12 protein-coding genes are annotated in these 12406 nt (G+C 39.9%); 8 read left to right on the top strand and 4 right to left on the bottom strand.

The annotated features are described in order from the left end of the window. Positions 1–117: 117 nt before the first annotated feature. Together MMO38_RS04450 and MMO38_RS04445 are read right to left on the bottom strand one after the other, a co-directional pair. Positions 118–501 carry a hypothetical protein gene (locus MMO38_RS04450; protein WP_241322699.1) on the bottom strand — a complete coding sequence of 128 codons (384 nt, stop codon included), beginning with the start codon at positions 499–501 and terminating at the stop codon, positions 118–120. Between the two features lie 409 nt (positions 502–910). Next, positions 911–1681 (bottom strand): glutathione S-transferase family protein, encoded by a 771-nt coding sequence (locus MMO38_RS04445; protein WP_241322698.1) that lies wholly within the window; start codon positions 1679–1681, stop codon positions 911–913. A 359-nt stretch (positions 1682–2040) separates the two neighbouring features. Here MMO38_RS04445 and MMO38_RS04440 point away from each other — a divergent pair, with 359 nt between their 5' ends. The 7 genes from MMO38_RS04440 (at position 2041) to ychF (ending at position 9669) form a co-directional block, all read left to right on the top strand. Next, complete coding sequence (locus MMO38_RS04440) at positions 2041–3252, top strand: SfnB family sulfur acquisition oxidoreductase (protein WP_241322697.1); 1212 nt, start codon at positions 2041–2043, stop codon at positions 3250–3252. 13 nt (positions 3253–3265) lie between these two features. Continuing rightward, positions 3266–4489: an SfnB family sulfur acquisition oxidoreductase gene (locus MMO38_RS04435; protein WP_241322696.1), complete on the top strand. Its 1224-nt coding sequence runs from the start codon at positions 3266–3268 to the stop codon at positions 4487–4489. Further along, the gene (locus MMO38_RS04430; RefSeq protein WP_241322695.1) at positions 4489–5901 is read left to right on the top strand and encodes an LLM class flavin-dependent oxidoreductase; all 1413 of its coding nucleotides are present in this window, start codon (positions 4489–4491) and stop codon (positions 5899–5901) included. The genes MMO38_RS04435 and MMO38_RS04430 overlap by 1 nt, the downstream gene beginning before the upstream one ends. 24 nt (positions 5902–5925) lie before the next feature. Next, the gene (locus MMO38_RS04425; RefSeq protein ID WP_241322694.1) at positions 5926–6756 is read left to right on the top strand and encodes a MetQ/NlpA family ABC transporter substrate-binding protein; all 831 of its coding nucleotides are present in this window, start codon (positions 5926–5928) and stop codon (positions 6754–6756) included. 11 nt (positions 6757–6767) lie between these two features. After that, a complete protein-coding gene (locus MMO38_RS04420) occupies positions 6768–7838 on the top strand; it encodes an ATP-binding cassette domain-containing protein (protein WP_241322693.1) in 1071 nt (356 codons plus the stop codon). Then, the gene (locus MMO38_RS04415; RefSeq protein ID WP_241322692.1) at positions 7819–8478 is read left to right on the top strand and encodes a methionine ABC transporter permease; all 660 of its coding nucleotides are present in this window, start codon (positions 7819–7821) and stop codon (positions 8476–8478) included. Before MMO38_RS04420 ends, MMO38_RS04415 begins: the two co-directional genes overlap by 20 nt. Before the next feature lie 99 nt (positions 8479–8577). Next, positions 8578–9669 carry a redox-regulated ATPase YchF gene (ychF, locus tag MMO38_RS04410; protein ID WP_241322691.1) on the top strand — a complete coding sequence of 364 codons (1092 nt, stop codon included), beginning with the start codon at positions 8578–8580 and terminating at the stop codon, positions 9667–9669. A 65-nt stretch (positions 9670–9734) separates the two neighbouring features. Here the strand turns inward: ychF and MMO38_RS04405 are convergent, their stop codons facing one another. After that, positions 9735–10268: an Mpo1-like protein gene (locus MMO38_RS04405; protein WP_241322690.1), complete on the bottom strand. Its 534-nt coding sequence runs from the start codon at positions 10266–10268 to the stop codon at positions 9735–9737. A gap of 106 nt (positions 10269–10374) precedes the next feature. Between MMO38_RS04405 and MMO38_RS04400 the strand changes: the two genes are divergently transcribed. Continuing rightward, complete coding sequence (locus tag MMO38_RS04400; RefSeq protein WP_241322689.1) at positions 10375–11079, top strand: Crp/Fnr family transcriptional regulator; 705 nt, start codon at positions 10375–10377, stop codon at positions 11077–11079. Between the two features lie 98 nt (positions 11080–11177). On the opposite strand, the gene MMO38_RS04395 is transcribed toward MMO38_RS04400, so the two are convergent. Beyond that, on the bottom strand, positions 11178–12308 hold the full coding sequence (locus MMO38_RS04395; RefSeq protein ID WP_004671473.1) for a CNNM domain-containing protein: 1131 nt from the start codon (positions 12306–12308) through the stop codon (positions 11178–11180). Positions 12309–12406: the final 98 nt, after the last annotated feature.

The following is a 12406-nucleotide window of genomic DNA, read 5'->3' as shown; positions in this document are numbered from 1 at the left end:
GAATTTATGCATCTTTATGTGCTTACCAATTATGTCATCAAAACAAGCCAACCATTCGAGTAATGGAATCATTGGCTTAAGCACGATTCGGGTTAACTAACATATAAGATCGAGAAACTAACTTTTCCAAACAAACTGAGAGAAACTATGCTCTGCTTTTAAGCTATTTTCAACTGCTTGCGCAAGCTGACGAATAATACTTTGGGTTTCGATTTTTTCAAACCAAACTTGCTCTTGTTGTGGATTTGCAGAGATCTCGCACAGAATATGACCTTCTGTATCTTGCTGAGAACATAAAATAGAGAGTGGTAATTGATGATTATCAATGCAAACTTCAATTTTTTCATGCTCATGACGCATATGTTGTGCATCGAAGCCATATTGTTCTAATTGTTTATATAGTAGTGCAGCCACGTATTCTTGCGTGATATAGCATTCATTGGGTGGATGATCAATTACCCCATGTTTAGGGCAATCTGCTATAAATTGCAGCTTTTTCATGGTATTCCCTCTTTTTTTATGTTTTTAGTTCTGGATCACAGACTAAAACCGACTAGTGCACTAAGGATTATTATATATACAATTGTCTTTAATTGATTAGCTGATTGTCTTAGTTCTCATATTAAATTGATAAATTTCGACCCAATTTGATATGTACATATTCAAACTGTTATTTTTTCATTTATCAGATGCTATTAGACCGAAAGTATCATATTTTCCAACAGGTCATTTTGCTGATGATGCTCCATTGAGATAAATGACATTCATTTTGAAAAAGCTTCTTAGATGAACTGCTTAATGCGGTTATTCAAAATCATATATCAATCGAATTTCAAATAGATGAAACAACAAAAAACCGAGCTTATTTTTCACTCGGTTTCTGCAATATTTACTTATTAAACAATCATTGCTAAAGCCCGCGCCAATCGACTCGCGCATTACGCTCAGTGGCATAAATGCGTTGTACATATTGTCCAAGGGGCAAATCATTTAAGTCATCATGATACTGTTTCAGCTCACCTGTGAGGAGATCAACATCATCATTTTCCAACTCCCACGGCGTACCTTTAATCATCAATAAAGGTGCAAGCATTGAGCACACAGCAATATCAGCCAAACCAAGACGATCACCCACCATATAACGTCCTTGATTATCAATCAGGCGTTGATTTAAATCGTTGATGAGTTCAGTCATACGAATTTTTGATTGAGCCACTTTTTCAGGGTTCAGCTTATAATTCGTCGAGACTAAACTCTTTAAAATAGGTTTGGAAATCTTTTCAAACTGACGTAGATAGCCCTGCTCACCCATCATAATTTCAAGGGGATGATCCCCCACAGATAGTGCCTGAGCCAATGACCAACGGCGTACATGGATACCAAGTTCTCTAGACAGTTCATCAATCTCTAAAGCTTGATCACGTAATTGTTCATCACGTCTTAACAGAGCATGTTCTGGATAAGTAGTATCTAAATACAAAGCAATTTGAGTTGAATCAGCGATCCACTGCTTGTCATCTTTTAACATCGGCAATAAATATTGCCCTGACTTTAGATAGGTAAACGCACGATGAAAACCAGGAATTAAATTATGTGCCACATAATCCAATTCCTTATGATCTAACAACCAGCGAGCTTTTTCACAATAATGAGATAAAGGAAATTGGTATAAAACCCGCATATATACTCCAAATTTATTTTTCTATTCAATCAAACATAAGGTTTTTCATACTTTAGAAGTAAAATCTAATGAATACAATGTCCTTTTCGCTCTATCTTTTTTTATTTTGGCTAAAATTCTTTATCTCTTTTTCTGGTTAGATTATTCATTTCTTTCATAGAAAAATACTTTTCTGTACTAACCAACCAAACATTACACCTGATAAACAATTGTTTTAATTAAAAATTTAATATCATTTTTTCTGTTATTTTTCTCACAAAAAAAACTTAATAATTATTGTGATATATAAGCCACATCTGATGATTTAGTGGAAAAGTAAAACTTTTGTAAAGTCCCTCTTATCTATTAGAGGTGCTCACATGTCCAGTAATCCATCAGTGATCCAAGCTCCAGTACAACTGATTTCAAATGATCAGCAGGCCATCAATGCTGCCTATCAAGTTGCTGACTTTGCATTAGAAGAACGAAATAAACGAGATCAAGATCGTATTTTACCAACAGAACAAATCAATCAGTTTAGTCAAAAAGGTTTAGGTGGCATTCGTGTACCGCAACAATATGGAGGAGCTTTTGTCTCCAATAAGACCTTGGCACATGTGTTTCGTATTTTAAGTAAAGCCGATGCCAATGTAGGTCAGATCCCACAAAACCAATTCGGACTGTTAAATTTTATTAATATCACAGGTTCAGATGCTCAAAAGCAGTTTATCTATGCTGAAATTCTTGCAGGTAAACGTATCGCTAACGGTGGCCCAGAAAAAAACTCTAAAGATAGCAAAGCCATTCAAACCACTTTAACTTTAGAAAATGGTCAATACCTTTTAAACGGGGAAAAATTTTACTCAACAGGAACCAGCTTTGCAGACTGGTTAACAATTCGAGCACTGCATCCAGATGGGCATACAGTATTGGCAATCATTGATCGACATGCTACTGGTGTTGACGTGATTAATGACTGGAATGGCTTTGGTCAACGTACCACAGCCAGTGGAACAGTTAGATTGAGCAATGTTGTTGCAGACCCAGCCTTATTTTTTGATGAGCGCATTATTGCCGACACCCCAAATGTTCGCGGTGCGTATTCTCAACTGTTACAAGTTGCCATTGATGTTGGCATTGCTGAGGCTGCCTTTGATGACACCTTGTCTAGCATTCGTAAAGCACGTCCAATTGTTGATGCAGGTGTAGAAAAAGCCAGTGAAGAACATTACACCCTACAAGAAGTTGGTAAGCTCAATATTTTACTCGATGCAGCCATTTTATTACTGGATGATGCCGCTGAATATCTGGATGAGCTTGATCAACTCACGGAAATTTCTGCTGAACAAGCCGCTCGTGCCTCGATTCTGGTGGCGGAAGCAAAAATCTACGCCAATGATGCCGCCCTGCAAATCTCCGAAAAACTACTCGAACTTGGCGGTAGCCGTGCCAGCTTAAGCAAACATCACCTCGATCAGCATTGGCGTAATGCTCGTGTGCACACCCTACATGATCCTGTGCGTTGGAAATTCCATGCCATTGGTGATTATTACCTCAATGATACTCACCCTGCCCGCCATGCTTGGATTTAAGGAGTAAATCACTGTGACCTCATATCAAGAATTACAAGGTTTCGCCAAAACCAACTTTAAAGCGGCTCATATCATTCAAAGTGATGAAGAAGCATTGGAAATTGCCACAAAGCTGAGTCAACAGTTTAAACAAGCTGCGGTTGAACGTGATGCCAATCGGAACTTACCTTTCGCAGAAATCGAAGCCTATAGCCAATCAGGTTTATGGGCGATTACCGTACCTAAACAGTATGGTGGTGCAGACGTTTCAAGTCTAACCGTTGCCAAAGTCATCGCTTTATTTAGTGGTTCGGATGGTTCAATTGGTCAAATTCCACAAAATCATTTCTATGCTTTGGAAGTGCTGCGTAATACAGGCACGGGACAACAAAAGAAACGTCTCTATCAAGAAGTTTTACAAGGTGCTCGTTTCGGTAATGCACTGGCAGAGTTTAAGACCCGTACCTCTGCACATAAACAAACAGCTTTAATCCCAAGCGAAAAAGGTTATCTGATTCAAGGGGAAAAATTTTATTGCACAGGCAGTTTGTTTGCGCATCGTATTCCAACCCTAGTGGTGGATGAAACAGGTCGCGAATTTTTGGCTTTTGTACAACGCGACAGTCAAGGCTTAGAACTGGTTGATGACTGGTCTGGCTTTGGGCAACGTACCACAGGTAGCGGCACAGTAAAGTTTAATCAGGTTTTGGTTGCCAAAGAGGATGTGATTCCTTTTGATACTGCCTTTAAGCAGTTGTCTTTAGTGGGTCCATTTGCTCAGATCATGCATGCTGCGATTGAAGTTGGGATTGCGCGTGCAGCGTTTGAAGAAACCCTAGAACGTGTCCGTGTAGCTCGTCCGTGGGTTGATGCCAATATTGAATCCGCGACACAAGACCCATTAACGCTGTCTGAACTCGGTCGCGTGGCAACCGATGTCAAAGCCAGCGAATTACTCCTCAAACAAGCTGCTCAATCTGTTGATGCTGCCAGATATGAACTCAATCCAGAAAGCTTAGCCAAAGCTTCAATCGATGTCGCCAAAGTACGTGCGCATAGCACTGAAACGGCTTTGAAAGCATCATCGAAATTGATTGAGTTGGCTGGCAGTCGTGGTAGTCAACGTGCTGATGGTCTTGATCGTCACTGGCGTAATGCGCGTGTACACACCTTACATGATGCTGCACGCTGGAAATATTACTTTATTGGCAATTATGTCCTGAACGGTATCTTACCACCACGCCGAGGGACGCTGTGATGAGTCAAAGTATCCCGAAGAAAATTTTACTGAATGCCTTTGATATGAACTCTGTAGGTCATATCAATCATGGTTTGTGGACGCATCCACGTGATCAATCATACCGTTTTAATGAGCTGAGTTATTGGACTGAACTCGCACAAACTTTAGAACAAGGTTTGTTTGATGGTTTATTTTTAGCTGATATTACGGGCGTTTATGATGTCTACCAAAATGGGATCGATCTGACCTTAAAAGAATCAATCCAATTGCCAAGCCATGATCCCTCTACCCTGATTTCGGCCATGGCTTTGGTCACACAGAATTTAAGCTTTGGCGTGACTGTCAATCTAAGCTATGAACAGCCCTATCAATTTGCACGGCGTTTTGCCAGTTTGGATCATTTAACCCAAGGTCGTTTAGGCTGGAATATTGTCACAGGCTATCTAGATAGTGCTGAACGCTTGATCGGGCAAAAAGGTCTAAAAGATCACGATGCCCGTTATGATCAGGCCGAGGAATTTTTACAACTTTGCTATAAATATTGGGAAGGCTCTTGGGAAAATGATGCCTTAAAAAAAGATAAACAACAGCGCGTTTTTACTGATCCTAATAAGGTTCACTCGATCAATCATCAAGGGCAATATTACCAAAGCCAAGGGGTATTTCAAGTTGCGCCTTCGGTTCAACGTACGCCAACACTCTTCCAAGCAGGTGCTTCACCGAAAGGACTACAGTTTGCCACGCGTCATGCGGAATGTATTTTTATTGGTGGTGATCAACCAGAAAATATTCGTCAGCAAGTCAATAAGATACGACTACAAGCACAGCAACAAGGTCGAGATGAAGATGCAATTAAAATCTTTGTCGGCATTACCGTCGTTGTGGCTGAAACACATGAACTTGCTCAACAGAAACTGGCTGAATATCGCCAATATGCCAGCCCAGAAGCAGGTTTAGCGCATTATGCGAGTTCCGTCGGCATCGACCTTGCTAAGTTTGAAGATGATGAAGCAATCCCCTATCAAAAGAGCAATAGCATTGCTTCCGTCAATGAAAAGTTTAAAGAACAGCGCATCAGTAAAAATGACTTAAAAGCACAGCATGTTTTGGGTGGACGTTATCCGCTGATTGTCGGGAGTGGTGTTGAAGTTGCGGAATATCTGATTGAGCTACTCGATCAAACGGGCATTGATGGTTTTAACCTGACTCGTACCGTTGCTCCAGAATCTCATCATGATTTTATTCGGCTGGTGATTCCAGAGTTAAAGCAGCGTGGACGTTATAAAACTGAATATGCCACAGGTTCATTGCGCAATAAGCTTTTTGCTCAAGGTGATCATTTAGCAGCAAGCCATCCTGCCGATCAGTTTCGATGTAGCAAATATAAAAATAGCAACGAATTGAAAATAATTGAAAACCTAAGTGCTTAACTAAATAAAGAATTGGAGAAATATATGGCTCAAACAGCCTCTAAAAAATGGTTGGGTATTGGTCTTGTCGTCGTTGTTGCGATTATTGCCTTATTGATTTGGAATAAACAAAGACAGAATCATAGTAGCGAGCTAGTGATTGGGATTAGCCCTTCTTTTGCACATCCACTACAAGTCACTGCGGATGAAGCCAAACAACAAGGTTTGAATGTCAAACTCGTCGAGTTTTCGGATTGGAATACGCCCAATATCACCTTAAATCACGGGGATATTGATGCGAACTTTTTCCAGCATCAACCATTCTTGGATAATGCCATTAAAGAAACAGGCTTTAAATTAAAATCTTTTGCAGTGGGTGCGGCATCACATGTCGGACTATATTCAAAAAAATATAAAAGTTTTGATGAACTTCCAAATGGAGCAACTGTTGCCATTCCCAATGATCCAGTCAATCAAGGTCGTGCACTATTACTATTGCAACAAGCGAAGCTGATTGAACTTAAAGACAGTAATAATCACCTTTCTGCACTGAAAGACATTACAGCAAATCCGAAGAACCTGAAATTTACTGAAGTTGAAGGCCCTCAGACTGCACGTGCGATTGATGATGTTGATCTCGCTTTTGGCTATCCACATTACTTACGTTTAGCCAAAACGGCTGATCCTGAAAGTGCCTTATTGTTTGATGACAACACCAATAAGCGCTATGCAATTTTATTTGTGGTACGTGACGACTATCAGGACAAAGACCATAAACTACAGAAATTTGTCGAGATTTATCAAAACTCAGCAAAAGTTAAAGCTGCACTAGATCGTGATTTTGGTCCAACGCTCTGGTTTTCGGGCTGGAAATAAGGAGAACAATCATGGTGAGTTTTGGTTCACAAGTTGATTTTTCAGTTCCACATCTGAAAATACGCGATTTAAATAAGTTTTATGAAGTACAGGGCAAACGCTTACATGCCTTAAAAGACATTCATCTCGATATTCCCAAAGGACAGATTGTTGGGATTATTGGAAAAAGCGGTGCAGGTAAATCATCACTGATCCGTACCTTGAATGGTCTTGAAGCGATTGATACGGGCAGTATTTTGATTCACCAGCAGAATATTGCTGAACTAAGCCATGCCGAACTGATCAAAACTCGGCAGAAAATCGGCATGATATTTCAGCATTTTAATTTAATGTCTGCCAAAACTGTGTGGGAAAATGTGGCTTTACCGCTACGTATCGCAGGTTATGACAAGGCTGAAATTGAGCAGCGAGTTAATGATGTACTGACACTGGTTGGCTTAGAAGCAAAGCGGAATGACTATCCTGCTCAACTTTCTGGTGGGCAGAAACAACGTGTCGGGATTGCTCGTGCCTTGGTTTCTCAGCCTGAAATCCTGCTCTGTGATGAAGCCACCTCAGCACTGGACCCTGAAAGTACCGCCAATATTCTGTCCTTATTAAAACAAATTAACCAAGACTTGGGTTTAACCATTGTCTTGATCACCCATGAAATGCAAGTCATCCAAGAGATTTGCGATCAAGTCATCGTGATTGATCAAGGTGAAATTGTTGAATCGGGTCAAGTCTGGTCGGTATTTTCCAATCCACAACAACAGATTACGCAGGAATTACTCAAGCTAGAACAGCTCAATTTACCTTTTGAATTGAGCCAAACTTTTGATCAGCACACGACGCATCAAATTTTAAAACTGAAATATGTCAGTGAATCTAAATCGGTTCCTGATTTATATGAGTTACTCAACTTCATTAAGCATCCTGTTCAGGTCTATCACAGTCAAATCAATACCATTCAGCAACATACGATAGGTTCACTGATCGTTGGTATTCACAATATGGAATTAGACTTAAAAAAGCTACAAAAAGAAATGCATCACGCAATAACGCAACTTGAGGTGATCGGCTATGCACAATCAACTCATTGACCTGTTACTGACAGGCACGACCGATACCTTAGTCATGGTCGGTGTTTCCGCCATTTTTGCTTTTCTGATTGGTCTACCAATTGCCCTAATTCTGGTGAGTACTGCTGATTTTGGGATTTATCCTTCCAAGAAAATCAATCAGTCTTTAGGTTGGGTAATTAATATTACCCGTTCTGTGCCTTTTCTGATTTTAATGGTGGCGTTGATTCCCTTTACCCGCTGGATCGTTGGTACCAGTTATGGCGTTTTGGCGGCAATTGTGCCTTTGACCATCGCCGCGATTCCCTTCTTTGCCCGTATTGCTGAAGTCAGTCTTCGTGAAGTTGATCAAGGCTTAATTGAGGCAGCACAAGCCATGGGTTGTAATCGCAAACAAATTCTTTGGCATGTATTACTTCCTGAAGCCTTGCCGGGCATTGTTGCGGGCTTTACCGTGACCATTGTCACCATGATCAGCTCCTCTGCGATTGCAGGTGCCATTGGTGCTGGCGGTCTCGGTGATATCGCCTATCGCTATGGTTATCAACGTTTTGATATGCAAGTGATGTTGGCGGTGATTGTAGTGCTAATCGTTTTAGTCATGTTGGTTCAAAGTACAGGCGATAATATTGCCAAACAGCTCGATAAACGCAAAGTTTAACCGCGAATTGATAATCCACTTAAGCCATGACCTGACTTTGTCATGGCTTTCATGTAAAATCAGCAACAATTTTTAAATAACACATTTGTGAGTGGTTTCATGGGTTTTAATTGCGGTATTGTTGGTCTGCCAAACGTAGGTAAATCTACATTATTTAATGCGTTAACAAAGGCAGCAATTGCTGCTGAAAACTTTCCGTTCTGTACCATTGAACCCAACACTGGGATTGTTCCTGTTCCTGATCCACGTTTAGACAAACTTTCTGCGATTGTAAAGCCACAGCGTGTTATTCCAACCACAATGGAGTTTGTTGATATTGCGGGTCTGGTTGCTGGTGCATCTAAAGGTGAAGGTTTAGGAAACCAATTCCTTGCCAACATCCGTGAGACCGATGCGATTGCACACGTAGTACGTTGTTTTGAAGATGAAAATGTCATTCATGTAAATGGAAAAATTGATCCATTAGACGATATCGCAACCATCAATACAGAACTTGCACTTGCTGACCTTGATACGGTTGCAAAAGCATTATTACGTTTAACAAAGTCAGCAAAAGGTGGCGACAAAGAAGCGCTTGCAACCAAAGCTGTTTTAGAAAAAATCCAGCCATTACTTGATGAAGGCAAACCAGCACGCGCAGCTGATCTTTCTGATGATGATCGCAAATTAGTCCGTGGTTTTGGTTTAATGACCCTTAAACCAACCATGTATATTGCAAACGTAGCAGAAGATGGTTTTGAAAATAATCCGCATCTTGAAGCAGTACAAAAACTTGCTGCGGAAGAAAATGCAATCGTTGTTCCACTTTGCAACCAAATCGAAGCTGAGATTTCATTACTAGAAGATGAAGATCGTGCGGAGTTTTTAGAAGCAATGGGCATGGAAGAACCGGGCTTGAACGTGGTGATTCGTGCGGGTTATAAACTTCTTGGCTTACAAACTTACTTCACTGCGGGCGTACAAGAAGTTCGTGCTTGGACCGTAAAAGTAGGTGCAACTGCGCCACAAGCGGCAGGTGTGATTCACACTGACTTTGAAAAAGGCTTTATCCGTGCTGAATGTGTTGCTTACGATGATTTCATCCAATACAACGGTGAAAGCGGTGCGAAAGAAGCAGGAAAATGGCGTTTAGAAGGTAAGACATACGTTGTTCAAGACGGTGATGTGCTTCACTTCCGTTTTAACGTCTAAATCGTTTTTTGATTTTCCAAACCGCTAATAATGACCTTATTAGCGGTTTTTTTTGAATCTGTATTTTAAGAAACAATCTGCTGCTTCATATCCATCGCTGCACGTTTCTTTTGTGCCTCTTTTAAAATACGTTGGTGTAAAGATTTACGGAAGCCGAGTAGAAAAACAAACTCAGCCAAAACGAATAATGGACCAATCGCTAAACCAATCAGATCATCGACAAATGCAGGCTTTTTCTTTTCAAAATAATGCCCAACAAATTGAAATAGCCAGCCTACGATAAAAATACCAACACTTGCCCCGAACCAACTCCAGGTTGCCAAAGCTGCGATTTTCACGGCCAATGGGTAAACCAATACATATAAGATCAGCATTAAAAAGCCAAACAACTTATCCAGTGATATATAGTAAATGCTACTTAGCACAATCAGTAACATTGCCAAAGTCACCGAAAAGCCTGATATTTCTACTCCAGCGCGTGCGGTTAAACATAAAAGTGAAAAAACAATTAAAGGTATCCCTATAAAATGGGTCACAATATTATTACGATCTAAATGATAAGCAGCATATTGACTAAGTAGACGTTCCAAATTTGTCATTATTTATTCCTCTTACAATTGGTTTATGCTGCTAATCTATAAGAAGTATCATCATGAAGTTGTCATGTAGCTGACAAATGGATTTATTTTTTGCAAAGGAAATTTTGTGTTAGAACCAATTCATATCAAACAGTTACAACAAAACGCTTGGTTTAATCAAATTTCAGAAGCTTTCCAGCAATTTATTATTCAACATAGCCGAAAATATACAGTAGAAAAAAACGCTGCTGTGTTTAACGCTCAAGATCCTTTTGATGGTGTATATGCTGTACTCGAAGGTTCAATCAGCTTGGGTTATATAGACGTAAACGGTAATGAGGCGATTGCTGCCATTGCTGAACCGATTATGTGGTTTGGTGAAATTTCTTTAATCGATAAACAACCGCGTTCGCATGATGCGATAGCTCTCAGAAAAAGTGTAATTCTACAAATACCTGCTCAGCCATTAAATGATATCTTGGCGCAGTATCCATACTATTGGTATTACTTTGCCTTACTCACCAGCCAAAAATTACGCTACGTCTTTTTAGAGCAAATCGCTATTCAAACACAAAGTCTCACGCAACGCTTAGCACAACGTTTACTTTTTATTTTGGAAGGTTATGGCAATCGTGCTTCTATTAACGATCTGAATATTCAAATCTCACAAGATCAACTTGCCAATATGCTGACAGTATCAAGACAAACCATAAATCAAGCACTCAACCTATTTGAAAAGCAAGGCGTCATTCAACTTGGCTTTAAAAAGATTGAGGTGATTGATCTTGAAAAATTGATCACCTTATCAAAAGTAGGTGATCTAAAAAACTAGAATTACCCGAGCAAATAAAGTCTAAAAATAAAAAAGTTTAAGCGACTCCGCTCCAAATATGCCACTGTCGACATCGTTCACCGACAATGGCATCGTTATTATTGTGAAGGTGGGTCTAAATGAATACCCATTTTCCCAACACGTTTCTCCCACAACTGTCTTGCTAGTTTTTGCATATCCTCGACCTTGTCACCTTCATCAAGAATTTCAATACCAAGTAAAGTTTCAACCACATCTTCTAATGTGACCACGCCTTTGGTATCGCCATACTCTCCAACCACAAGTGCAATATGTTGACGTTGTTCCAGTAAGATTTCCATTAATCGAGATAAAGGTGTTTTTGCCATGACCGTTATGATTTCCCTGCGGAACTCATTAATCGAATGCCCACCTTGCCCGTGGTTTTTAGCAACCAACAAATCTTCACGCAGTACAAATCCAACTACACTATCCAAATCATTATCATAAATTGGTATACGTGAAAAATTAGAACTTGTCGGCATAGATAACACTTCATCGACCGTCAAATCTTTCTGTAATGCAGAGACAACGATTCGTGGTGTCATCACCGTACTGGCATCAAAAGACTTAAAAAGAAAAAGGTTACGGATAATTTTAGATTCTCGATCATTCAACATCCCCTCTTCTTTACCAATACCTGCCATCGCAACAAATTCATCACGGCTAAATTGTTGAACTTTTTTACCACCTGAAATTAACTTGGTCAGTTTTTCTGAAATGAGAATTAATGGATACATGATTTTGATTAGGAAATTGACATAAATCACTGTCAAACCAGCAAGTTGACGCCAATACACAGCACCTAATGTTTTTGGAATGATCTCTGAAGCAAATAAAATCAATAAGGTCATGACCGCGGAAAAAACGCCAAACCAGACTTGACCAAATACGGTGACTGCTTTTGCACCAGCACCAATCGCCCCTACTGTATGCGCTATTGTATTTACTGTCAGAATCGCAGCGAGCGACTGATCGATATTATCTTCTTTTAATCGTCTTAATTGTTCGGCTTTTTTAGGATCAGTTTCGTTTAGACCTGCGACATAACTGGGTGTAATACTGAGTAAAGTTGCTTCTGCAATCGAACATAGAAAGGAAAAGAATAATGCTAAAAAAACATATAGTAAAAGAAGCAATGCATCCCCACTAAGGGCGGAAGCGAAAGAGAATTGACCAATATTTTCAGAAATTAAACTGGGAGTATCCATATGAGAACTTGGCTTTTAGCCACAGGTTCCTTACGTAATTGAGGAAATTCATCCTACTTATTCGCCACAAATGAGTCAATCGTTTCAGCGTTTTTTAA

Origin of the sequence: Acinetobacter sp. NIPH 1852 (assembly GCF_022549455.1) — a bacterium.
Lineage (GTDB): Bacteria > Pseudomonadota > Gammaproteobacteria > Pseudomonadales > Moraxellaceae > Acinetobacter.
The sequence above is the reverse complement of the archived record's forward strand: the minus strand, read 5'-3'. Positions and strand labels throughout refer to the sequence as shown.

What these genes read in the sequence shown, in the direction of transcription:
- MMO38_RS04450 (WP_241322699.1), bottom strand. Translation starts at nt 501, where the DNA reads ATGAAAAAGCTGCAATTTATAGCAGATTGCCCTAAACATGGGGTAATT.
- MMO38_RS04430 (WP_241322695.1), top strand. Translation starts at nt 4,489, where the DNA reads ATGAGTCAAAGTATCCCGAAGAAAATTTTACTGAATGCCTTTGATATG.
- ychF (WP_241322691.1), top strand. Translation starts at nt 8,578, where the DNA reads ATGGGTTTTAATTGCGGTATTGTTGGTCTGCCAAACGTAGGTAAATCT.
- MMO38_RS04445 (WP_241322698.1), bottom strand. Translation starts at nt 1,681, where the DNA reads ATGCGGGTTTTATACCAATTTCCTTTATCTCATTATTGTGAAAAAGCT.
- MMO38_RS04420 (WP_241322693.1), top strand. Translation starts at nt 6,768, where the DNA reads ATGGTGAGTTTTGGTTCACAAGTTGATTTTTCAGTTCCACATCTGAAA.
- MMO38_RS04415 (WP_241322692.1), top strand. Translation starts at nt 7,819, where the DNA reads ATGCACAATCAACTCATTGACCTGTTACTGACAGGCACGACCGATACC.
- MMO38_RS04425 (WP_241322694.1), top strand. Translation starts at nt 5,926, where the DNA reads ATGGCTCAAACAGCCTCTAAAAAATGGTTGGGTATTGGTCTTGTCGTC.
- MMO38_RS04395 (WP_004671473.1), bottom strand. Translation starts at nt 12,308, where the DNA reads ATGGATACTCCCAGTTTAATTTCTGAAAATATTGGTCAATTCTCTTTC.
- MMO38_RS04405 (WP_241322690.1), bottom strand. Translation starts at nt 10,268, where the DNA reads ATGACAAATTTGGAACGTCTACTTAGTCAATATGCTGCTTATCATTTA.
- MMO38_RS04440 (WP_241322697.1), top strand. Translation starts at nt 2,041, where the DNA reads ATGTCCAGTAATCCATCAGTGATCCAAGCTCCAGTACAACTGATTTCA.